Origin of the sequence: Glutamicibacter soli (genome assembly GCF_052322135.1) — a bacterium.
Lineage (GTDB): Bacteria > Actinomycetota > Actinomycetes > Actinomycetales > Micrococcaceae > Glutamicibacter > Glutamicibacter soli.
This window is the reverse complement of record NZ_CM125969.1, coordinates 718,331-740,991: the sequence shown is the minus strand read 5'-3', so window position 1 is coordinate 740,991 and position 22,661 is coordinate 718,331. Positions and strand designations below refer to the sequence as shown.

The window sequence follows — 22,661 nt, the reverse complement described above, 5'->3', positions numbered from 1 at the left end:
AGTCTTGTCAGAAAACTCGATTTATACCCCCATGGGGTATATTCTGAACCTACGCGGGACTTAACGGGCGGTTGCCGCCAGTGTTAGGGCCGGCGTATTCAGACGAGAATTCGAGGCCGCCCTCGGGGGTCCAGGAGGGAAGCCATCATGAACCACGCACCGGAGAACCGGGAACACGGCCACTCAGTCTCCCCTGGGCACGGGGGTCGCACTCTCGCATCCAAAGACAGTCACACGGGACACCCGATGTCTGAACAGCCGACTCATGGCCAGGCGACGCCGGCTGGCCATGCGCATTCGGCAGTTGACGATGAACACGCCGTCCACAGCCACGGCGAGCACGCAGGACACAGTACCGCGATGTTCAAGAATAAGTTCTGGCTGAGCCTGGCACTCTCAATCCCGGTGGTAATTTTCAGCCCGATGTTCGCCCACCTCTTCGGCTATCAGATCCCGGACTTCCCCGGCGCCGCCTGGATCGCTCCGGTGCTCGGATCGGTGATCTTGTTCTACGGAGGACTGCCCTTCCTGAAGGGCGGCTGGAAAGAACTGCGCAGCAAGCAGCCTGGAATGATGCTGCTGATCACGCTGGCAATCACTATCGCCTTTCTCTCCTCGTGGATCACCACGCTAGGCATCGGCAACTTCAACCTCGACTTCTGGTGGGAACTGGCCCTGCTGGTAGTGATCATGCTTCTGGGCCACTGGATCGAGATGCGCGCCCTAGGCTCGGCGCGCGGCGCACTAGATGCTCTGGCAGAACTGCTACCTGATGAAGCCGAACGCGTCACCGCAGAGGGCACGGACACAGTACGAATCAGCGATCTATCCGTCGGCGATATCGTACTGGTCCGCTCCGGTAGCCGGCTGCCTGCTGACGGGGAAATCACCGAAGGCCAAGCGGAACTGGACGAATCGATGATCACCGGCGAATCCAAGACCGTACCGCGAGGTCCCGGAGACAGCGTAGTGGCCGGCACTGTGGCCACGGACAGCTCCCTGCGCATCAAGGTGGCAGCCGTCGGGTCAGATACCGCTCTAGCCGGAATCCAGCGTCTGGTCTCTGAGGCCCAGGCCTCCTCCTCGAAAGCCCAAGCGCTAGCGGACCGTGCAGCGGCTTTTCTGTTCTACTTCGCTCTGGGCGCCGGCATCATCACTTTCCTCACCTGGGTGCTCCTGGGCAGTCCCAACGAGGCGGTTATCCGCACCGTCACCGTTCTGGTCATCGCCTGCCCGCACGCACTGGGCCTTGCCATTCCACTGGTCATCGCGATCTCCACCGAACGGGCGGCACGGGCTGGAGTGCTGATCAAGAACCGCATGGCCTTGGAACGGATGCGCACCATCGATGTGGTCCTCTTCGACAAAACCGGCACTCTAACTCTGGGCCAGCCTGCTCTGACCGGCATTGCCACAGCCCCTGGTCTCAGCGATAACGACTTGCTGGCACTGGCGGCCGCAGTTGAGGCGGACAGCGAACATCCCTCGGCCCGGGCTATCGTCGCAGCGGCCCGGGCCCGAGACATCCGGATTCCGACTGCAACCGAATTTACCTCGCTGACCGGGCGTGGCGTGACCGCCAACGTCGATGGAGCCGACATCATGATCGGCGGACCGAACTTGCTTGACTCCCAAGCCCTGACGATCCCGCGAGAACTGCAGGAGCAGACTCAGCCTTGGGTCGAGCGAGGCGCCTCCGTACTCCACGTGGTTCGTGCTGGGCAAGTGATTGGTGCCCTGAGTTTGGAAGATGAGATCCGCGCCGATTCCCGCCAGGCCGTTGCCGCGTTGCAGTCCCGGGGCCTCAAAGTCGCGATGATCACCGGTGATGCGCAGCAGGTCGCCGAAGCAGTGGCTGGAAAGCTGGGCATCGACGAGGTCTTCGCCCAAGTCCTGCCCCAGGACAAGGATAAGAAGGTTGCCGAGCTGCAGGCCCGCGGCCTGAAAGTGGCCATGGTCGGGGACGGGGTCAACGACTCCCCAGCACTGGCTCGGGCCGAGGTTGGCATTGCCATCGGTGCCGGCACCGATGTGGCAATAGAATCGGCGGGGGTTGTCTTGGCCGGCAACGACCCGCGGGCGGTGATGTCTATGCTGGAACTATCCAGAGCCAGCTACCGCAAGATGATCCAGAACCTGGCGTGGGCCACCGGCTATAACGTGATTGCGGTCCCGCTGGCTGCCGGAGCACTGGCGTTTGCTGGGGTGTCGATCTCTCCGGCCATCGCAGCGATCCTGATGTCCCTGTCCACCATCGTGGTCGCGCTCAACGCCCAATTGCTGCGACGCATCAATCTCGATCCAGACACCATACATTAATCACACTAGACCAGTTTCAAGCGCTTTCTTTTGCCGGGCACAGGATGCGCCAGTACCCTTGAGATGAAAAACCTTCACTCAGGTGGAAAGGCAGGATGCGATGAATCAGGTTATGACGCCTCGTCGTTTCCTGTCTCTGCTTGTCTCTGCACCGGACAATCCTGCTGGCCGCCGCCCGGTTATTCTTATGCTGGGTTTGGCCGGAATCATCCTCGGAATCTTGGGGATGCATGTCTTAGGAACGTCCCACCAAGCGCCAGATACTGCTGGTCTGAGCGCGACCTCTGCGCACCAAGCAGTCTCCCACGATCACGGTCCACCCGTAATGGCCACAGATGGGACGGTCGGTGGCGAGGCAGATAGTACCTGCTACGGGCCATGCAATGGCGAACATCATCTCATGGCTGCCATGTGCGTACTCATAGTCATTGTCCTGGCCGTCTTGTGGTTTCTTCCTAAGCGTTGGTTCATTATTCCTGGCAAGGGGCTGCGCGCCCCGCCAGTCATGCCTGCACCGGCAAACCGGTTGCCGTGGACTCCCTCACTCATCGAACTCTCTATCAGTCGCACATAAAAACGCCGGCCGCTTTCCCCATACCGGGGAGAGCTCCGGCTATTCGTGCGCACCCTTGTGTGCCGTCTTGGCCGGGTATTGATGGATACCCCGTTTGAGAACACTTTGAAGGAATACCCACATGAAACGCCTGACTTCCATTTCGGCAACCGCTCTTGCAGCAGCACTCGTCCTGTCCGGATGCTCCACGGACGCTGGCACCACCGAACCTGAAAGCACTATGTCCGGCATGGATCATGGCAGCATGCCGACGTCGGCCTCCGATGCTGCAGCCGACCACAATAGTGCCGATGCCATGTTCGCGCAGATGATGACGCCTCATCACGAACAGGCTGTCCAGATGAGCGACATCATGCTGGCCAAGAAAAACCTGGATCCCCGGGTTACCGAGCTTGCCCAGGACATCAAAGCCGCCCAGGGGCCGGAAATCAAGAAAATGAACGACTGGCTCCAGACCTGGGGCGAGCCTATGAAGATGTCCGGAAGCCATGAGATGGACGGGATGATGACCCCGGAGGACCTTTCCAACCTCGAAGCCACCCAGGGCACCGAAGCTTCGCGGTTGTTCCTGACCCAAATGATCGCCCACCATGAGGGGGCCATCACTATGGCTGAGGACGAAGTCGCCAACGGATCGAATCCTGCAGCCGTCGAGCTGGCTAAGGATGTTGTCTCCAGCCAGGGAACCGAAATTCAGGCCATGAAGACCCTGCTAGCCGACCTCTAAAGACTCCACGTTGCCGCTGCTGCCTAGGGTGCCGCCTCCCCTGACCCATCTGAGCAGCACTTCTGATTGATTCAAGGAACCACCATGCTTACACAGAACTCACTTTTGCGCGCTCAAAAACGCGCAGTCTTGTCCGTCGCCGCGCTCTCTATGGCCCTACTCACGGGCTGCACGCAGTCAATCAGCGAAGGACCCGCTGCGCAAGAAGCTGCCAGCGTCGCAGTCTTCAGCCACGTCCACGGCATGAGCGTTGACCCGGATTCCGGGTGCATCCATTTGGCCACCCATGAGGGACTCTTCGATGCCACAGCTGACGAACCGCAGAAAATCGGGCCCACCATTGACCTGATGGGATTCGCCACCGCCGGAAAAGACGAGTATTACGCTTCCGGGCACCCGTCGACTGAGACCGGTCTGCCCGACCCGGCGGGTTTGATCCGATCAACTGATGGCGGGTCCACGTGGGAACCGCTCTCTCTTCAAGGCAAATCCGATTTCCACGCCTTGGCCGTCACCGGCGAGAGCGTCATCGGTTTTGACGGCACACTGCGGGTGACCGATGACACGGTCACATGGAACACCATAGATGCCGGCATCCAGCCCTATCATCTCGCCGGAAGCCCGCTGTCCCAAGTCGTGCTGGCCACCACCGAACAAGGAGTACACCGTTCTGAAGATGGCGGGAAAACCTGGACCTTACCCCAAGACGCTCCGGTCCTGCTGCTGACCGCTTTTGCCAGCAAATCGGTCGTCGTCGGAGTGGAACCGGATGGTGCGGTACAGCTCAGCCGCGATGCCGGACGCACTTGGCAAAAGACTGCTGGAGTCGTCACCGGGCAACCGGCTGCCATTGCCGCCACCGGCGACGATGGCGGACACGTGCGGATCTGGGTGGCCACCAGTACGGGTATCTCACACTCCACGGACGACGGAGCGACTTTCACCGAGAAAACCCCATGAGCCGAATAACCTCAAAGAATCCCGGCACCGGCTCACCTGTCGTCATCAGAGATGCCACAGAACAAGACCTGAGCAGGATGGCCTCGGACATGATCCGCTACCTTCCAGATGGATTATTCCCCCACTTAGGAAACCACTTCGTACGTCGTTGGATGAAAACGTTCCTCACCGAACGATTCGGGATTGCCCTTGTCGCCGTGAGTGACGATGAACAGCCAATAGGCTTCCTAATTGGCTCGACCAACCAAGTCCGCCACATCGCTGACGTACTAGCCAACCAGAAGTGGGGACTTCTCCTCTCGGGTCTCGCGGCGCTCTCCATCCGGCCACGTGTACTTCTACATTTTCTGGGCACCCGCGCACGTCCCTATGCCCGTCGTCTGCTAGGACGCACCGCTAGCCCGGTATCCAGCGACAGAGTGATACCGTCGCCTGCTGTCATTACATCACTTGTGGTGTTGCCAGATCGGCGTGGTGAAGGAATAGGCGTTTTTCTGATGGACGCATTCCTTAAACGTGCAACAGCGGACCATGCTAGGTTGGCCGAGCTCGCCACCGCGGCCGGTGCCAACGGGGCAGGTAAATTCTATGAGAAGCACGGTTGGACATGCGTCGAGCAGCGATTCTCCAAGGATGGAATGGCAACCAGTATCTACCACCGCTATCTTCAGTAACCGGAAATGTAGGCTTCGGCCAGATCAACGACCCGCCGAACGTCGGTCACGATCTCTAATCACCGCAGGTTAGCTCTTAGGCACCGTGTTCCTCCAAGATCAGAGAGCTAGGAGTCGAAATACCAGACGGCGGCCAGCGGCATTGCAGACACGGCGGACCACCAAAGCGGCATGAGGCTGCGTAAAAACCGTAATCCGTTGGATTGACTGCGTGCCACGAGCTGGCCGCCATCCTCTATTTTCCTATGCTCCCCCAAGACTCACACTTCATAAAGGACTGCTTCATGACTTACCAATTCAACCGACGTTCCTTCCTTGGACTGTCCATTGCCACGACCGCAGCTGCTGCCCTAAGCGCCTGCGCACCCAAGGCCCAGAACTCCACCGGGGTGTCCCGAGTCCTGCCCACCGACCCGCTCATCGCAGAAGTCGAAAACTTGCGCCCCAGTACCGGAAAGACGGTCACGAAAACGCTGAAGGCAGAGTCGATAAGCACGGCAATGGCCGGAGAGAAGATCACTACATGGGGATACGACAAGAAGCTGGTCGCCCCCACACTACGTGGCATGGTCGGTGACCAGCTCAACCTGAACCTCACCAATGAGCTTCCTGAATCCACCAGCATCCACTGGCACGGTCTTGCCTTACGCAACAACGCCGACGGCGTGCCGGGACTCACACAGGAGGCAGTGGAGACTGCGACCAGTTATTCCTATGACTTCAAGCTGGCACATCCCGGCACGTATTGGTATCACTCCCACGTCGAGATGCAGCGCGAACGCGCCCTCTATGGCGCTCTGATCATTGATGATCCGCAAGAACCATTGCAGTACGACAAGGAGTGGGTGATCGTCTTGGATGACTGGCTTGATGGTGTCACCGGAACGCCTGATGAAGCGATGAAGGAGCTCGCTAAGGGGATGGCACCGATGAGTGGAATGAGCCACGGTAGCGAAGACGGCGGCATGGTGATGGGCCATATGCTCATGGGTGCAACCAGCGATTTTTTGGGCGGAGATGCCGGTGACGTGGCCTATCCGTTGCATTTGTTCAACGGCACCACCATCGAAAAACCCGAGGTTTTTATGGCACAACCCGGGGATCGAGTTCGATTGCGTATTGTCAACGCCGCGGGCGACACTGCCTAGCGGGTCGGAGTTCCGAAACAGAAACTTATCGTGACCCATACCGATGGATTCCCGGTCGTTCACGCTGAGGTTGACGCCGTCGTCTTGGGCATGGGAGAGCGCATCGACGCGCTTTTGACGATCCAAGATGGTTTCACACCGTTGTTGGCCTTGGCCGAAGGGAAAGCCCAAATGGCCTACGGTCTCATTGCAACCGGGACAGGTACGGCCCCAAGAAAGGGTGATCTCCCGACGGCCTTGACCGGAGAGATCGTTGACGGTGGACAGCTCACCGCCGACCCTTCCGTGAATCTTGCGGTCAAGACGCCGGACCAAGTCCACGAGCTGCGGTTGACCGGCGGAATGGAGAACTACGACTGGGGCATCAACGGCCATCGTTTCGACATGGCCAAGCCCTTTGAGCATACCTTTGATCTGAAAGAAGGACAGCGCGTGGAAGTGAAATTCATCAACGACACCGACATGTGGCACCCGATGCACATCCACGGCCATACCTTCCAAATCGGGCAGTCCGGGGCACGAAAGGACACCGTGATTGTCCGTCCACGGGAAACTGTCACCGTCCAATTTGATGCCGATAACCCGGGCCAATGGCTCACACATTGCCACAATGCTTATCATGCGGAACGCGGCATGATGGGAGTATTCTCCTACGTCAAGTAGCTCACGAAACCATGGGCATGTGCATAAATCCAGTTCTACAACCATGTATAAACCGGCGCCGATCTCACAAACCGTCTCTGCAAACCTCTCAGGAGTCTGACAACATGAAAACCCTCAGCGAGTCCCAAGCACAGCGCTTGGGACGGCGTACCTGCTTGCGCGCCGGCATGCTTGCTGCCTTAGTTAAAGTGAAGGCCGAATTTATCGGCATCAATATCCGTGACGAGAAAGAAGCCGCACAAGCCTTCGAGCGCATTTTTGGGATCTCATACCCATCGGTGCAAGACACCCAAGGTGAAATCCGGCTGGCTATGACCCAATATGTCCCATTGCAGGCAGTGCCCACCACGCTGGTGCTCGACAAACAGGGACGGGTCGCGTCACGTGTCCTTGGAGCGGCCGAAAAGGCCACGCTTAAGGCCCTGATAGATACCCTTCAGGAGTCGGGGTTTCGGGAGTAACGACGTGAAATTGCGCGCTAGGCCTCAAATGACTTGTTAGGGTAAACCCCAAACAGACGTAAGCCTGATGAAACGTGTGGTTTTCAACGCTAAATGTCGTAGCCACAAACCTCGGAAGGTGCTTCGGCCCGCCCCGGCGCCAGTCCAACGGGCGACCATGAAGCCGCCAAGCCCTCGTGGGGATGCGCGGTCCATGGGCGCCCACCTTTAACGCCTGGCAGGTATTCCCGGCCGCGCGACCCGCAACCAGCGGGGTGGGACATCGATCAGATGTAGCGGCAGACCTGGTCGGCGGAGCAGGAATCCGGCTCCGGCTTGCTTGCCTTTTCGTGGAGCTGGAAAATGGTTTCCCGGAGGGCCAGGAGTTCGGCGATCTGGGCATCGAGTTCCCCGAGGCGCTGCCCGAGCAGGCCCTGGACGTGCGAGCACGGTGTCTGGCCGTGCTCGCGGATCTTCAGGATCTGGCGGATCTGGCCGAGGGTCAGCCCGGCGGCCTGTCCGCGGTGGATGAACGCGACCTGCCCCACGGCATCCTCGGCGTAGTCCCGATAGCCGGATGCCAGGCGCTCGGCGGGAGGGAGTAGCCTCGACTCCTCGTAGAACCGCAGGGTCTTGGTCGTCGTGCCTGTTGCTTCCGCGAGCTGTCCGATCCTCATGTTCCCCGATTCCTCCTTCGGTGGCCACCCAACTTGACCTTCCATTGTACTGGAAGGTTCATGATGGTTCATGGGAAGTCTTGAACGACAGTGAAGAGGTATCTTGATGAGCAACGAACAGTTCGATTTGGCGGTTGTTGGTTCCGGGGGCGGCGCGTTTGCGGCCGCGATCCGGGCCACCGGACTGGGCAAGCGGGTCGTGATGGTGGAGCGCGGCACCGTGGGCGGGACGTGCGTGAACACCGGGTGCGTGCCCTCAAAGGCGCTCCTGGCCGCCGCGGAGGCACGTCACGTGGCGTTGGACGCGGCCCGCTTCCCCGGGGTGGCGGCCTCGGCGGGCCCGGTGGACATGCCGGCCCTGATCCGGGGCAAGGCCGCGCTGGTGGAAAGCATGCGAACGGAAAAGTACATTGAACTGGCCGCCGACCACGGGTGGACCATGCTCGAAGGGGAGGCCTCGTTCACCGGAACCCAGGACGAACCCCGACTCCGGGTCGCCTCCCCGGACGGTGCCGAAAAAACGATCGAGGCCGACCACTATCTCGTGGCCACCGGCTCCGCCCCCTGGACGCCTCCCGTCCCTGGACTGGACGAGACAGGGTACCTGACCTCGACGACGGCGATGGAACTGGACGAGATCCCCGAATCAATGCTGATCATGGGCGGGGGCTATGTTGCCCTGGAAATGGCGCAGCTTTTCTCCCGGCTCGGTTCCCGGGTGACCATGCTGGTCCGTTCCCGGCTGGCCTCGCAGGAGGAACCGGAGGCATCCAAGGCATTGGCCGAAGTTTTTGCCGACGAGGGGATCCGGGTGGTCCGGCGGGCCTCCGCGGAGACTGTGGAGCGCGATCACGCCAACGGAGGGGTCCTGGTCTCGGCATCCGTGGCCGGCGGCAGGGAAACGTTCCGGGCATCCCGGCTCCTGGTGGCCACAGGCCGACGCCCCGTCATCGACGGGTTGAATCTTGACGCCGTCGCCGTGAAGACCGGCGCCACGGGCGAGATCGTGATTGATTCCCGCCTGGCCACGTCCAACCCGCGCATTTGGGCTGCCGGGGACGTGGCCGGACACCGGGAGTTCGTTTACGTCGCCGCGGCCCACGGCGCCCTGGCCGTGGACAATGCGTTCACCGACGCCGTCGCCGAGGTTGACTACCGGCACCTGCCCCGGGTCACCTTCACCAGTCCCGCCATCGGGTCGGTCGGCATGACGGAGAAGGAAGCCGTCGCTGCCGGGATCCGCTGCGAGTGCCGGGTCCTGCCCCTGGAGTACGTGCCGCGAGCCGTGGTCAACCGCGACACCCGCGGCTTCATCAAGGTCGTCGCCGAGCTCGGCACCGGACGGATCCTGGGCATTTCCACCGTCGCCAGGGACGCCGGGGAACTGGCCGCCGCCGGCGTCTACATCCTCGAAGCGGGGATGACAGTCGCACAGGTCGCCGCCGCCTGGAGCCCCTACCTGACGATGGCCGAGGGCATCAGGATCGTCGCCAAGGCCTTCACCACCGACGTCGCCAAACTGTCCTGCTGCGCCTAAGCGAAACCCACCTGAAGCAGAGGACTTCAATCTCAGGTGTCCGCTGCACTACAACCGCAGTGGCGCACCTACCGACAGGGGAAAGCGGTCAGACCAACCGCTGACGGTCGCGAGGCGTCTTGAAAACCTAAAGCTTTTTGAGACATAAGAACTGCACCAACTTTGGCAATCGGTCGCATTGAAGTCCCGGGAGGCAGTTTGTTCCAAAAAGTCGTCTTGCCGTAAAACGTCTTACGAGGTTGGCATCCAAGAGTTTTTGAGACAAAATGGCCATGTGAGACATTTGGGATACACGCGTGTGAGTACTTCGAGCCAGGATGCGCAGTTGCAGCTCGACGCGCTTCTCAAGGACGGGGTGCAAAAGCGGGATGTGTTCGCCGATGTCACCTCCGGCAGCAGGACGGCGATCGAGCGGCCCGGGATGAAGAAGCTGCTGGAATACGCCGAGGCCGGGGACACCGTGGTGGTCTGGCGGGTCGACCGGCTCGGCCGTTCCTTGATCGATGTGCTGAACACCGTGAACCTGCTGCGCGAACGCGGTGTGCAGGTCCGGTCTATTTCGGACGGGATCGACCCGGCGACCTCGACCGGGCGGATAATGCTGAACCTGCTGGCTTCCTTGGCTGAGTATGAGCGTGAGCTGATCGTTGAGCGCGTCAACGCAGGGATCGCCGCGGCCCGGCAATCGGGCACCCGTTTCGGCCGGCCGCTCTCGGACCCGGCCGTGATCGCGGACAAGCTCGCGATCGCGAAGGACGCCCGCGCGAGGGGACGCACCGCAGAGGACGCAGCACGCTTGGTCGGGTGGAGCCGCGCGACGCTCTACCGCCATCTCGGGCAAGACTCCGGATCCGTCAAGGGCCAGTGATCGCTGATTTCTCTGCGGAGTGCGGTCAAATTCTGAACGGCACATGTCCGAAGAGAAAAACCTCCGCGAGCGTCATTAACTTCACCCTCAGCTGGGGACCAGGATCATACGCTTAGCGCCAACCGCTGTAACGATGGTCCTACAGGCCAAATTTCAACATCCACATACGAAATCAATACCGGTCCGTCCTTAGCGTGAATTTCCGTAAGGATCTTCCCCAGACCCCGAGTCGCTGTGATGAATTTGCCGCTCACCACCACCTTGGCAATTTCGGTCCAGAGCAACCCTTTTGCTGAGGTTATCCAAGATGGATCCTTGCTGCTTGCGGTTCCCGTGGCCGTCCTTGCCGGCCTCGTCTCGTTTCTGTCGCCGTGCGTTCTTCCTTTGGTTCCGGGTTATCTTGGCTACGTGACTGGGCTATCTGGTGCTGATCTCGTCGAGCAGAAACGTGGCCGCATGGTCGCGGGTATTGCTCTGTTCATCCTCGGATTCACTGCCGTCTTCGTGCTCGCCGGAGTGGTCTTTTCTCAAATCGCCGCATGGATGCGGTTCGAAGGTGCCTGGGTCACTCAGCTTCTCGGTGTGCTGGTGATTTTCATGGGCATTGTGTTCATGGGTGGATTTTCTTTCATGCAACGCGACGCGAAGATGCACCGCAAACCACCGGCTGGCTTGTGGGGTGCCCCGGTACTGGGTGTGACCTTCGGGCTTGGTTGGGCACCTTGTATCGGACCCACACTTGCCGCAGTGTTGACAATGAGTACCGGCCTTGACCCCAACCCTGCGAAGGGCGCCTTACTGACATTCTTCTATTGCATGGGGCTGGGGCTGCCATTCCTTTTCATCGCAGTGGGGTTGCGACGCGGAATGGGTGCCATGAAGTTCCTGCGTCGGCACCAGCTATCGATCATGCGCGCGGGCGGCGGCATCTTGATTCTTCTTGGAATTCTGATGGCCACCGGCCTGTGGGGCTCCTGGGTGACGCAATTGCAGGACTGGTTCGCCAATGAGATCAGGTTGCCCATCTAATGGCACAAAAGATGTAATGGTCACAGCTACTGCCTGGACAGGCATGTGGCACTCGCTCTGAACACAGCCCACCAGCGTGTATACCGACACTCTGCTGCTGAACCGTCGCTGTAGCTAGGCATAGTTCTTCTCCGGCACTTGGTAAACCCAGAATCGGCGACAAAGTATTGGTTACTAATCTTTTCCGATGAGGCCAGAGCCGTCCAGATATGGCCGAGTCGCTGTGATTGTTACCCGAAGATGCTGCGGTGAACCACAGCCGGTCACCCTCGGATTCCTCCATGGATTCACCGAATCTCAAGCAAGAAATAACAACCACCTTATGGGTAGGCACCTCGCGAAGAGTTCGAGGTGGCTACCCATTTATTTATCCAAACTGTCAAACCTATGTTCTATATTTTAAGAAACCAATTCGCTTAGATAGATCATGGGTTCAATAAAGGTGTCATTGGGTCAACTCTTCTTAGCGAATATCAACGAAAGTGATACCGATGGTTACCAACATAGACTCCCCCGACCCGGCACAGCGGGGCGAATACATCGCACACGTGGACGTGAACAGCTTCTATGTCTCCTGCGAACGTGTCTTTGACCCGAAGCTCGAAGCCCGCCCGGTGATCGTGCTGTCCAATAATGATGGCTGCGCGGTCGCGCGCAGCAGCGAAGCCAAAACCCTGGGGATTGAGATGGGTGCGCCCTGGTTCAAACTCGCGGCCGACGCTGACCGCCTCGGGCTGGTCGCGAAGTCCTCTAATTACGAGCTGTATGGGGAAATGTCGACCCGCGTCATGAGACTGTTGGGCCGCTTCTCGGCCTGGGTGGAGGTCTATTCCATTGACGAAGCGTTCCTGGGCGTGTCCGGCACCCTGGATGAGCTGCAAACCCTTGGTGAGCAGATCAAGGCGGAGGTGTTCCGGCTGACCGGTTTACCCGTCTGCGTAGGCATCTCGAAAAGCAAGACTCTCGCAAAGCTAGCCAATAAGACGGCGAAGCACATCAAGGAACTGGGTGGGGTGTGCGTGTGGGATCGGGCCCCAGCGCAGACCACCGAGAACCTGCTGGCGCGTCTGCCGGTAGTTGAGGTGTGGGGTATCGGCCCCCGGCTGACCAAACGGCTGCGCGCGTTAGGGATCTGGACGGCTAAAGACCTCCGGGATGCGAACGAGGTGCGGATCAGGGATAAGTTCTCCATTGTGCAGATGCGCACCGTTTTAGAGCTGCGCGGGATTCCCTGCATTCCGATGGAAGAAGAACGGGTGATTAAGGATCAGTTGATCCTCTCCCGCAGCTTCTCCGATCCGATCACTGACAGGGTGGGGATGGAGCAGGTGATGGGGATTTAAGCGCAGCAAGCCTCCGCACGTCTGCACAAGCTTTCAGCCCCACTGTTTCCAACGGGAAAGATTCACTTCACAATAGTTGCCATGGACTATGACAACCCGCTGATCCTCAAAGATGTCGCTGCATGGCGTGCCTGGCTTGACGAGAATGAAGAAACCAGCGACGGAGTTTGGCTGCTCGTAGCCAAGAAGGGCACCACCGAACCAACATCCCTGATGGTTGCCGACGCGCTGCAAGAAGCATTGTGCAGCGGATGGATCGACGGGCAGCGCCGCAGCCGCGACGAAGCAACATTCCTGCAGCGCTACACTCCCCGCCGCAAGGCGTCAGTCTGGTCGGAGAAAAACACGCAATTCGTGGCAGCGCTGATCGAGCAGGGCAGGATGCGCCCACGCGGATAGGTGGAGATCGACAAGGCGAAGGCCGACGGCAGGTGGGACGGCGCCTACCAAGGGCAAGCGACGGCTCAGGTTCCCGAGGACCTGCAACGTGCCTTGGATGCGCAGCCAGCCGCCAAAGCCGCCTTCGAAGCACTGAAGTCCCAGCCGCGCTATCACATCCTGCATCAGCTGATGATTGCCAAGACCGAGAGGACCAGGGCTGCGCGCATCGCACGTTTTATTGCGCAATTGGGCGAAGAGTCCGAGTGACGCGCGCTGAATAACGATGTCCAAGTATTTCCGCATGGTCTATTGGCGGCTTGACTCGGCTTCATGAAGAATCCTTTAAGTGCTCTCCACACCCGTTTCATATGCGTAGACCATGAGGAAATCTGTGAGGGAAAACAAAGGACCATTCTAGTCGTCGGGCTCTTGCTGATCCCAGAATTTCACCTCATTGAAATCGCAGCCGAGGTACCGCATCCTGCATCAACTGATGATTGCCAGATCCGAGGAAACCAGAAGCACCAGGTTGGAGCGATTCGCCTCTGGATTGAATCGCGAAACCCTTGATCAGACAAGGGTTTTGCTCCGCGGTCAGCTGAACGATTGACTTAGGTGACCTTTTCTACGAGCTGTCGAATATAGCGAGTAGACTCTGAGTTATTCAGGGGGTCGCCCCCACCGACCCGAGATGAGCTACCTCGGATCGCCATGATTTTCGAAGGGAGTTCAGCATGCAGCTTGAAGGCAAGGTCATCATTGTTACGGGTGGCGCGTCCGGCATCGGCGGGGCCATCAGCCGCGTCCTGCTCCGCCGCGGGGCCAAGGTCGTCGCAGTGGACCTCAACGCCGAAGCGGGAGCCAAGCTCAAGGAAGAAGTCGGCGACTCGCTGGCCTTCATCGCCGGCGACGTCAGCAAGCAGGAAACCGCAGATGCAGCCGTTGCCGCAGCCGTGGAGAACTTCGGCGGACTGAACGGCCTGGTCAACAACGCGCACGCTTCCCGCCAGGCACCGTTCACCGACCTGGACCAAGCTGCCTGGGATCTCTCGTTCAACACCGGCTTCCTGGCCACCCGCCAGTTCATGCTCGCCGCCTACCCTCACCTGAAGGACAACGGTGGTTCGATTGTGAACTTCGGCTCCGGCTCGGCCATGGTGGGCCAGCCGACCCAGGCCGCCTACGCCTCGGCCAAGGAAGCCATCCGCGGCCTGTCCCGCGTGACCGCCAACGAATGGGCGGCCAACAACATCCGCGTCAACGTGGTTTCGCCAATGGCACTGACCGACGGCGTCAAGGCCTGGAGCCAGGCCTTCCCAGACCTGTACGAGCAGTCGCTGACCAAGGTTCCGCTGGGCCGCTTCGGCGATCCCGAGACCGACGTCGCACCGGTTGTCGCATTCCTGCTTTCGGATGACGCCAAGTACGTCACCGGCCAGACTCTCATGGCAGATGGTGGTGCCAATAAGCTCTACTAACCTCTAGACCTCTTTCCTACATTTCAGGCTCCGGGATATTGCCCCGGGGCCTGAACTGTTTAAAGGCCTAGCGTCTGACGGACTCGGCAATCATCGCGCCCGCATGAAGCACGGCCCCGGACACCACCAGCAGTCCGCCGCCCACCGGTTCGCCCAGCACGAATATGCCCAAGCCGATCAATACCAGTGTCCAGCCGACAACCATCGTTGTGGTGGAACCTGCTGTGGCCTTCCGGCCAGCGCGCTCTGAAGTTTGGGTCATGGCCAGATTCTATCCGCTGGATCATTTCTGCACCGATGAATGACGACAAATATTTCTTTGCGCTTCCAATTCGACCCCCGGTTTGTCCCGCCGCAAGGCAACGGGACACAATAGCCAGATACCTACCGAAGATTGGAAGTACCGTGACCTTGCGTGTTCTCGTCCCCTGGCAGCGACTCGTCGACGCGTTGCAGATTCCCGGGATTGAACCGATCCTCTGGCATATCAACGACGATCCCGAGGATGCGCCGGAAGCCGAGGTGCTGGTCACCGAGCGCCCGTCGAACCCCGAGCTGCGATCGCGTGTTGCCCGCATCAAGGAACTGCGCCACGTGCACCTCTTGTCCATCGGCTACGAGTGGGTGCTAGAGCATCTGCCGCAGCACGCCACGCTGACCAACTCCCGCGGCGCGGTGGAAGACGCCACGGCGGAGCACTGCCTTGCCTTGATCCTGGCCAGCCTGCGTGAGCTGCCCAAAGCCCTGGAACAACAGTGTGAACAGCACTGGGAACGCATCTGGACATCCTCCCTGCACGGCTCGGTGGTCCTGCTGCTGGGAGCCGGAGGAGTCGGCAGTGCCATTGCCGAGCGTCTTGCCCCGTTCAGACCTGCACAGGTCATTACGGTGGCGTCGAAGTCCAGAACCTTGGATGATGGCACGCTCGTCCACGGGATCGACGCCATCGAAGCACTGCTTCCGCAGGCGGATGTCGTCATCGTAGCCTTGCCCCATACCGCCCGAACCGAGAAACTGGTCAATGCAGAGTTCCTTGCACGCCTGCGCGACGGCGCGCTGCTGGTCAATATAGGCCGCGGCCCCATCGTCGACACCGAGGCTCTGCTGCAGGAGCTGGACAAGGGGCGCCTCCGGGCGGCGTTGGATGTCACCGATCCGGAACCCCTGCCCTCCGGGCACCCGCTGTGGACCGCACCGAATTGCTTGGTCACCCCTCATATGGCCGGCGACACCGGAGAATTCCTCAAGCTGGTCAGCGAGCTGGCGGTCCGCCAGGTCCGGGGACTGCTTGCCGGTGACGAGCCGTTCAACATCGTGGCCGACCGGAGCTAGAAGTGCTTCCCTGGTTCTAGAATGAATATCCCGCCGAATGAACATGGTAAACAAGTAGTATGACTACCAGCAGCCGCCCTCCCCTGAGAGCTGTCAGCCTCAGGGAGCAGGCTCGCAACGCCATTCGCACCTCAATTGTCATGGGCGACATTGCGCCCGGGCAGGTGGAAAGCGTGGTCAAGGTCGCCGCCGAGCTCGGCGTCTCCATCACTCCGGTGCGCGAAGCGGTCATGGATCTGGCCAACTTGGGCATCGTCGAGGTCATCAGGAACAAGGGATTCCGCGTCCCGCAGCTGACCGACCAGGATTTGGATGAAATTTTCAAGATCCGCACCATGCTTGAAGTTCCGGCCATGCGGGAAGCCGCAGAGAAATTCGGAGACCGCGACCCCGGCCCTTTCCGCACCCTCGCCGAGGACATCGTTTTGGCCGCCGAGGCAGGCGATGTACGGTCTTTCCTGGACAGCGACCGGTTATTCCACAAGGCGCTGCTTCAGACTCTGGGGAACCGGCGCCTCGTGAACACCGTCGAGCAGCTCCGCGACCAGGCGCGGATGCAAGGACTGCAAAAACTCGCAGACCACGGAGACCTGACAGAGTCCGCGGTCGAGCACATGGAGATCCTCGAGGCGATCATCTCCCACAACGGCGAACTCGCCGCCGAACTGATGAAGAAGCACCTGACGCACAGCAGGGGCATCTGGGCCGACCGCCCCGAACCCTCCAACGGCTAGTCGCGGCGCACGCCGCCCCTGCAGCGCAACGGGCTTCGACCCTTGGCTGCCACGGCACCTGCTCGACTGGGCTTTGCCGTGGCGGCTCCGTCCACTTCAGACACGCAACCACCAGCAAACCATCCCTCCCTGCCCGGTGTCATCTAGGCTGGATCCTACGATGGATATCAGGGAAAAAACACACCAGAGCGGCGGCCGCGACCGAGCCATCGCCGAGCCGCGAGTAGCCAACGAGGACGAATTCCGCGTCGATATCGAGCGGATCCGCTTCTCCCCCTATTTTTCGCGTCTGTCTTCGGTCACCCAGGTGATCCCGCAGGCGGGCTCCGGCACGCTGGTGCACAATCGGCTGACCCATTCGCTCAAGGTGTCCGCGGTGGCCCGCTCTATCGCCATCAGGCTGCGGACAGCTGACGAAGCAACTAGAAGACTAGTCAGCGAGTTGGGTGGCTGCGACCCGGTGGTCGTGCAGGCCGCCGCGGCGGCGCACGACCTCGGCCACCCGCCGTTCGGCCATTTGGGCGAGCAGGAACTGGACCGGGTGGCCCGCAGCGTGCTCCGGCTTCCGGACGGTTTCGAGGGCAATGCGCAGACCTTCCGCATCCTCACCGCGCTGGACAGCTGCGACGCGACCGCGCGCGGCATGAACCTCACTCGGGCCGTGCGCGCGGCGGTGCTGAAGTACCCGTGGACCCGCAACGAGTGGCGCGCCCTGGCCCCGCTGGCACCGGAACTGCTGCCGCGCGGCGTGGGCATCGACCCTGCCGCCGGGGCCGTGAAGTTCTCCGCCTATGACGTGGATGCCGACGAAATGCGGGACGTGCTCTCGGTCTTCCCGGGCATCGCCAAGTACCAGCAGACCGTGGAAAGCTCGGTCATGGATATCGCGGACGACATCGCCTACGCGGTGCACGACCTCGACGACTTCTACCGTGCAGGGGTGCTGCAGTACACCAGCGTCTCCGCCGAGCTGCGCGCCTGGCTGGAGCATTCCACGCAGCTGAACAGCTTGAAGCAGTCCGAGCTGGATGCGCGCCACCCGGGCCATGCCTTGGAACTGACCTGGCGGCGCACCCGCGCCAAGGATCCATGGATCGCCGAAGCAGATGCCTTCCGTGAATCCGTGGAAAGGGTCGGGCACGACCTGGTTGAAGGCCTGCTCGCAGTGCCCTATGACGGCGGCCTGGAAGCGGACCGGGCGGTCACCGCCTTCACCCGGCGCTGGATCGACAGGCTGCAGGAGTCGGTGTCTGTGGAACGCACCCCGACCGTGCGCAGCGGCCACGTCAGGCTCGGCGACGCCGCCTGGCATGACGTCATCGTATTGAAGTTCGTGCATTCCCGCTTCGTGCTCGAACGCCCGGATCTGGCCGTGTACCAGCGCGGACAGACCCGCATCATCCGCTCGCTGGCCGAAGGCTTCCATGGCTGGCTCAACGACCCCGACGACGCAGGCCGCGCCCCGCGCCGCCTGCTGGACTCGGTGGAGGCCACCACGGAGGAATACCGGCAGCTGCGCGAAGTCAGCCCGCACCTGTTCCTCCAGGCGGGCCCGGACGAAGTGCAGCGTCTGGGGCAGGCGCGGGCCATCGTGGACTACATCGCCTCGTTCACCGATGCCCAGGCGGTATCGCTGAACGCGCTGCTCACCGGCACAGCAGACAATTTGTGGGAAGCCGGCCGGGGACTCTAGACCGGCATGCGCGCAGCCCCGTTCCCAGCTGCTGCCCAGCGGCTGGGAACGGGGCTGCCGTTGCGGCAGCAACGGCTCCCAGCTTCGCACGCATAGAAACAGCCGCCTTCGGAAAGTTCCATCTTTCCGAAGGCGGCTGTTTCTGTGTGTCCAAGAGCTTTCGGGATGCGATCCCGTGAAGCGGCATGCGGGCTAGGCGGCCAGCTCGACCTTCTGCTCCTTCTTGGAAGCATCCGGGAAGACGAACTTGTGCAGGGCCCACCAGCGGAAGACCATCGCCAGCGCGGTGCCGATGATCGGTCCGGAGATGAAGTCGGCGGCTTCCTGGAACAGGAAGGAGACGTTCGGGTAGTGCAGGCCGAAGACCCAACGCGAAATGTACAGCGGAGCCGAGTTGATCACGATGCCCATCGCGGAGACCGCGAAGAAGCCGATGACCTGGATGCGCTTGCGGTGCGCATCATTGCGATCCTGGAAGGTGTACTGGCGCGAGAGCACGTAGGACACCACGGTCGCCACGGTGTTGGCGATCAGGAATGCAGTGGTCGGATGGTCTTCCATCACGGTGTACTTCAGGCCGTAGTTCACGGCCAAGGTCACGATGAAGCAGAACCCACCGACGCCGAGGAAACGCAGGGCACGGACTACCACTGGATTTTCACGTAGAGCCATACTTCTCCTGAGTTCGGTGAGCGCGAAAAAACGCCTAACACACCGATTTTAGTTTCACACTCTGGGAAGAGCCAAAGAGACAATCGGTTTTCACCTGTTGGTTACCTCGTGGGACTTCGAAAATACCCAGTGCCCACAAGGAAATTTCCTGCGCTGTGTGAGTTGCACCGCAAAACCTGGGAGTCTGCCGAAAACATTCCGCGGCCAGCCGTTTTCAGGTTCCCCGGCCGGTTTGCGGCCAGTTGCAGGTGGTTCGATGCTCCCGGGGTAACCGGTGGTTAAAAGCCGCACGGCACCATCCCCGAAGGGGTGGTGCCGTGCGGCGCGCAACCGGTGAGGGTTACTTGGAGACTGCGTTGGTCAGCAGTTCAAGGGCCTTGTTCAAGGTGGCGCTTGGACGCATCACTGCGCTGGTCTTTTCCTCGCTCGGGCGGTAGTAGCCTGCCAGGTCGACCGGCTTGCCCTGGACCTCGGCGAGTTCGGCCACGATGGTTTCCTCGTTCTCGCCCAGTGCCTTGGCAACGTCGGCGAAGGCCGATGCCAGCTCGGCGTCCTTGTCCTGCTTGGCCAGTTCCTCGGCCCAGAACTTGGCCAGGTAGAAGTGGCTGCCGCGGTTGTCCAGCTCGCCGACCTTGCGCTTCGGCGACTTGTCTTCCAGCAGGAAGGTGCCGGTGGCGGCATCCAGGGTGTCTGCCAGGACCTGTGCGCGGGCGTTGCCGGTGGTGACTGCCAGGTGCTCGAAGGAAGCGCCCAGTGCCATGAATTCGCCCAGCGAATCCCAGCGCAGGTGGTTCTCGGACACCAGCTGCTGCACGTGCTTCGGAGCGGAGCCTCCGGCGCCGGTCTCGAACAGTCCGCCGCCTGCCAGCAGCGGCACGATGGACAGCATCTTGGCGCTGGTGCCCAGTTCCAGGATCGGGAACAGGTCGGTCAGGTAGTCGCGCAGCACGTTGCCGGTGACCGAGATGGTGTCCTCGCCCTTGCGGATGCGCTCGATCGAGTACTTGGTGGCCTCGATCGGGGACAGGATCTCGATGGTCAGGCCCTCGGTGTCGTGCTCCTTGAGGTACTCGTTGACCTTGGCGATCAGCACGGCGTCGTGGGCGCGGTTCTCATCCAGCCAGAACACGATCGGGGTCTGGGAGGCGCGGGCGCGGTTCACTGCCAGCTTCACCCAGTCGCGGATGGCGACGTCCTTGGTCTGGCAGGCGCGCCAGATGTCTCCGGTGAAGACCTGGTGCTCGATCAGCACGGTGTCGTTCTCGTCGACGATCTGCACATGTCCGTTGGCGGCCAGCTCGAAGGTCTTGTCGTGGGAGCCGTATTCCTCGGCCTTCTGGGCCATCAGGCCGACGTTCGGCACGGTGCCCATGGTGGTCGGGTCGTAGGCGCCGTTGGCACGGCAGTCCTCGATCACGGCCTGGTAGACGCCTGCGTAGGAGGAGTCGGGCAGCACGGCCAGGGTGTCTGCGGTCTCGCCCTTGGCGTCCCACATCTTGCCGCCCAGGCGGATCATGGCAGGCATGGAAGCGTCCACGATGACGTCCGATGGGACGTGCAGGTTGGTGATGCCCTTGTCGGAGTCGACCATGGCAACTGCCGGGCCCTCTTCCAGGCCCTTGGCGATCAGCTTCTCAACGCCGGCGCGCACGTCGTCGGAGAGCTCGTCCAGGCCGTTGAGGATGGCGGCCAGGCCGTTGTTCGGGTTCAGGCCGGCTGCCGCCAGCTCGTCCCCGTAGGTGTCGAACAGCTCGGAGAAGTAGGCCTTGACGACCTGGCCGAAGATGATCGGGTCGGAGACCTTCATCATGGTGGCCTTCAGGTGTGCCGAGAAGAGGATGCCCTCTTCCTTGGCGCGGGCCACGGAGGCCTTCAGGAAGTCCTGCAGGGCTGCCACGTGCATGACGGTGCCGTCGATGACCTCGCCCTTGAGCACCTTGAAAGGCTTCTTCAGGACCTTGACTTCGCCGTCTTCGCCGACGAAGCGGATGGAGATCGACTTGTCCTTGTCGATGACGATGGACTTCTCGTTCGAGGCGAAGTCGTCAACGCCCATGGTGGCGACGTTGGTCTTCGAGTCCGCGGCCCAGGCGCCCATCGAGTGCGGGTACTTGCGGGCGTAGTTCTTCACGCTCAGCGGTGCGCGGCGGTCGGAGTTGCCCTCGCGCAGCACCGGGTTCACGGCGGAGCCCTTGATCTTGTCGTAGCGGGCGCGGACGTCGGTCTCTTCGTCGGAGGAAGGGTTGTCCGGGTAGTCCGGCAGGGCGTAGCCGGCGGCCTGCAGCTCGGCGATCGCGGCCTTCAGCTGCGGGATCGACGCGGAGATGTTCGGAAGCTTGATGATGTTAGCTTCCGGGGTCTTGGCCAGGTCGCCAAGCTCAGCCAGGGCGTCGCCGATGCGCTGCTCTTCGGTGATGTAGTCCGGGAAGGTGGCGATGATGCGGCCGGCCAGCGAGATGTCGCGGGTCTCCAGCTCCACACCGGCGGTCGAGGCGAAGGCCTCCACGATCGGCAGGAACGAGTGGGTCGCCAGCATCGGCGCTTCGTCGGTGTGGGTGTAAATAATCTTGGCCATAGGTGTGGCTTCTCCCTGAACGTCGTGCGGAAGCGGGGTTATCCGCCCTGAACTCAACGTTCCAAATCTACCCGATTTTGCTCCGCGCCACACTTTCCAGTCCCGGAAAATACGCCGAAAGAGCCCTAAAATTCGCCCAATTGCCGGGTGGGAGGGGCTACGAGCAGTTCGTCACATTTAAGTTAATCGTCGATAACTCAAGCGCCATGTTCGCTATTCGGCCAGCTGCGCCGTCAGCACGCCGAGCGATGCCGCCACCTCATCGAAGATGCCAGCAGGGTCCGCGGATTCGCCGGACCGCTCGGCCAGGCCGAAGCACTGCCAGGTCACGCGCCAGCAGGTTGCGAGCATTTCGCCGATCAGCAGCGCAGGCATGGCCGCGAGCAGCCCGCGTCCGGTCAGGTAATCGGAAACCGCGGCCACCAGCTCCTGCTCCTGCCGCGTGGCCACCAGCAGCAACCGCGGCTCGGCCACCATCAGCCGCGAAACACGGCGGAATTCATTGCCCTGGACTTCTTCCAGCAGCATGCTCCGGAAGGCGGCCAACAGCAGGCGCAGAATGCTTGCCCCATCCGCGCCGTCGGGGATGTCGCAGCCCTCCACCGCTTCAAACAGCCCGCGCTCGGCAGGCAGCATGGCCGCTTCCCTGGAGGGAACGTAGCGGAAAAAGGTCCGTTCGGAAATTCCGGCACGCTGGGCGATGCGCCCCACCGTCACCGCGTCGAAGCCCTGCTCTTCCAGAATGTCCAAGGCCGCGGACCGGATGCCCTGCAAGGTCGCGGCTTTGCGTTCGTCTCGGATTCCCACCGTGCACTCCTTGCGTTCGGTTGCCTGTCG

General features: G+C 61.2%; 21 protein-coding genes and 2 pseudogenes. 18 read left to right on the top strand and 5 right to left on the bottom strand.

Going from position 1 to position 22,661, the window contains the following annotated elements; all coding sequences use genetic code 11:
- Positions 1–246: 246 nt before the first annotated feature.
- From ACTX90_RS03555 to ACTX90_RS03520, 8 genes and pseudogenes are all read left to right on the top strand, one after another.
- The gene (locus ACTX90_RS03555) at positions 247–2,319 is read left to right on the top strand and encodes a copper-translocating P-type ATPase (protein WP_231735995.1); all 2,073 of its coding nucleotides are present in this window, start codon (positions 247–249) and stop codon (positions 2,317–2,319) included.
- Between the two features lie 100 nt (positions 2,320–2,419).
- The gene (locus tag ACTX90_RS03550) at positions 2,420–2,893 is read left to right on the top strand and encodes a DUF6153 family protein (protein WP_353580001.1); all 474 of its coding nucleotides are present in this window, start codon (positions 2,420–2,422) and stop codon (positions 2,891–2,893) included.
- Positions 2,894–3,014: 121 nt separating this feature from the next.
- Positions 3,015–3,620, top strand: a complete 606-nt coding sequence (locus ACTX90_RS03545; RefSeq protein WP_047118365.1) for a DUF305 domain-containing protein — start codon at positions 3,015–3,017, stop codon at positions 3,618–3,620.
- An 84-nt stretch (positions 3,621–3,704) separates the two neighbouring features.
- On the top strand, positions 3,705–4,580 hold the full coding sequence (locus ACTX90_RS03540) for a F510_1955 family glycosylhydrolase (RefSeq protein ID WP_443443129.1): 876 nt from the start codon (positions 3,705–3,707) through the stop codon (positions 4,578–4,580).
- Positions 4,577–5,254, top strand: a complete 678-nt coding sequence (locus ACTX90_RS03535; RefSeq protein WP_047118363.1) for a GNAT family N-acetyltransferase — start codon at positions 4,577–4,579, stop codon at positions 5,252–5,254. Before ACTX90_RS03540 ends, ACTX90_RS03535 begins: the two co-directional genes overlap by 4 nt.
- 284 nt (positions 5,255–5,538) lie before the next feature.
- Positions 5,539–6,402 (top strand): multicopper oxidase family protein, encoded by an 864-nt coding sequence (locus ACTX90_RS03530; protein ID WP_443443128.1) that lies wholly within the window; start codon positions 5,539–5,541, stop codon positions 6,400–6,402.
- Between the two features lie 30 nt (positions 6,403–6,432).
- Positions 6,433–7,065, top strand: a complete 633-nt coding sequence (locus ACTX90_RS03525) for a multicopper oxidase domain-containing protein (RefSeq protein WP_443443126.1) — start codon at positions 6,433–6,435, stop codon at positions 7,063–7,065.
- A gap of 191 nt (positions 7,066–7,256) precedes the next feature.
- Positions 7,257–7,526, top strand: a pseudogene (locus ACTX90_RS03520) (TlpA family protein disulfide reductase); the annotation flags it as partial.
- Between the two features lie 266 nt (positions 7,527–7,792).
- Here the strand turns inward: ACTX90_RS03520 and ACTX90_RS03515 are convergent.
- Positions 7,793–8,182, bottom strand: coding sequence for a heavy metal-responsive transcriptional regulator (locus ACTX90_RS03515; RefSeq protein ID WP_047118362.1), 390 nt, complete (start codon positions 8,180–8,182; stop codon positions 7,793–7,795).
- 106 nt (positions 8,183–8,288) lie between these two features.
- Here ACTX90_RS03515 and merA point away from each other — a divergent pair, with 106 nt between their 5' ends.
- The 7 genes and pseudogenes from merA (at position 8,289) to ACTX90_RS03480 (ending at position 14,818) form a co-directional block, all read left to right on the top strand.
- Entirely contained in the window at positions 8,289–9,719 is a 1,431-nt protein-coding gene (gene merA, locus ACTX90_RS03510) for a mercury(II) reductase (RefSeq protein WP_443443124.1), read from the top strand.
- A gap of 274 nt (positions 9,720–9,993) precedes the next feature.
- A complete protein-coding gene (locus tag ACTX90_RS03505) occupies positions 9,994–10,587 on the top strand; it encodes a recombinase family protein (RefSeq protein WP_047118360.1) in 594 nt (197 codons plus the stop codon).
- 237 nt (positions 10,588–10,824) lie between these two features.
- A complete protein-coding gene (locus ACTX90_RS03500) occupies positions 10,825–11,616 on the top strand; it encodes a cytochrome c biogenesis CcdA family protein (RefSeq protein ID WP_047118359.1) in 792 nt (263 codons plus the stop codon).
- Between the two features lie 491 nt (positions 11,617–12,107).
- A pseudogene (locus tag ACTX90_RS03495) lies at positions 12,108–12,956 on the top strand (Y-family DNA polymerase); the annotation flags it as partial.
- 84 nt (positions 12,957–13,040) lie between these two features.
- Positions 13,041–13,358: a YdeI/OmpD-associated family protein gene (locus ACTX90_RS03490; protein ID WP_353580000.1), complete on the top strand. Its 318-nt coding sequence runs from the start codon at positions 13,041–13,043 to the stop codon at positions 13,356–13,358.
- A complete protein-coding gene (locus ACTX90_RS03485) occupies positions 13,359–13,607 on the top strand; it encodes a YdeI/OmpD-associated family protein (RefSeq protein ID WP_353579999.1) in 249 nt (82 codons plus the stop codon).
- A 467-nt stretch (positions 13,608–14,074) separates the two neighbouring features.
- The gene (locus tag ACTX90_RS03480) at positions 14,075–14,818 is read left to right on the top strand and encodes an SDR family NAD(P)-dependent oxidoreductase (RefSeq protein ID WP_047118355.1); all 744 of its coding nucleotides are present in this window, start codon (positions 14,075–14,077) and stop codon (positions 14,816–14,818) included.
- 67 nt (positions 14,819–14,885) lie between these two features.
- On the opposite strand, the gene ACTX90_RS03475 is transcribed toward ACTX90_RS03480, so the two are convergent.
- Positions 14,886–15,080 carry a hypothetical protein gene (locus ACTX90_RS03475; protein WP_152666779.1) on the bottom strand — a complete coding sequence of 65 codons (195 nt, stop codon included), beginning with the start codon at positions 15,078–15,080 and terminating at the stop codon, positions 14,886–14,888.
- Between the two features lie 143 nt (positions 15,081–15,223).
- Here ACTX90_RS03475 and ACTX90_RS03470 point away from each other — a divergent pair, with 143 nt between their 5' ends.
- From ACTX90_RS03470 to ACTX90_RS03460, 3 genes are all read left to right on the top strand, one after another.
- The gene (locus tag ACTX90_RS03470) at positions 15,224–16,150 is read left to right on the top strand and encodes a 2-hydroxyacid dehydrogenase (protein ID WP_047118354.1); all 927 of its coding nucleotides are present in this window, start codon (positions 15,224–15,226) and stop codon (positions 16,148–16,150) included.
- A 59-nt stretch (positions 16,151–16,209) separates the two neighbouring features.
- On the top strand, positions 16,210–16,884 hold the full coding sequence (locus ACTX90_RS03465) for a GntR family transcriptional regulator (protein ID WP_047118353.1): 675 nt from the start codon (positions 16,210–16,212) through the stop codon (positions 16,882–16,884).
- Between the two features lie 160 nt (positions 16,885–17,044).
- Positions 17,045–18,577 (top strand): deoxyguanosinetriphosphate triphosphohydrolase family protein, encoded by a 1,533-nt coding sequence (locus tag ACTX90_RS03460; protein ID WP_047118352.1) that lies wholly within the window; start codon positions 17,045–17,047, stop codon positions 18,575–18,577.
- 192 nt (positions 18,578–18,769) lie between these two features.
- Here the strand turns inward: ACTX90_RS03460 and ACTX90_RS03455 are convergent, their stop codons facing one another.
- The 3 genes from ACTX90_RS03455 to ACTX90_RS03445 form a co-directional block, all read right to left on the bottom strand.
- Positions 18,770–19,249 (bottom strand): GtrA family protein, encoded by a 480-nt coding sequence (locus ACTX90_RS03455; protein WP_047118351.1) that lies wholly within the window; start codon positions 19,247–19,249, stop codon positions 18,770–18,772.
- 340 nt (positions 19,250–19,589) lie between these two features.
- Positions 19,590–21,824 (bottom strand): NADP-dependent isocitrate dehydrogenase, encoded by a 2,235-nt coding sequence (locus ACTX90_RS03450; RefSeq protein ID WP_047118350.1) that lies wholly within the window; start codon positions 21,822–21,824, stop codon positions 19,590–19,592.
- Positions 21,825–22,037: 213 nt separating this feature from the next.
- Positions 22,038–22,631, bottom strand: coding sequence for a TetR/AcrR family transcriptional regulator (locus ACTX90_RS03445; protein WP_052772254.1), 594 nt, complete (start codon positions 22,629–22,631; stop codon positions 22,038–22,040).
- Between the last annotated feature and the right edge of the window lie 30 nt (positions 22,632–22,661).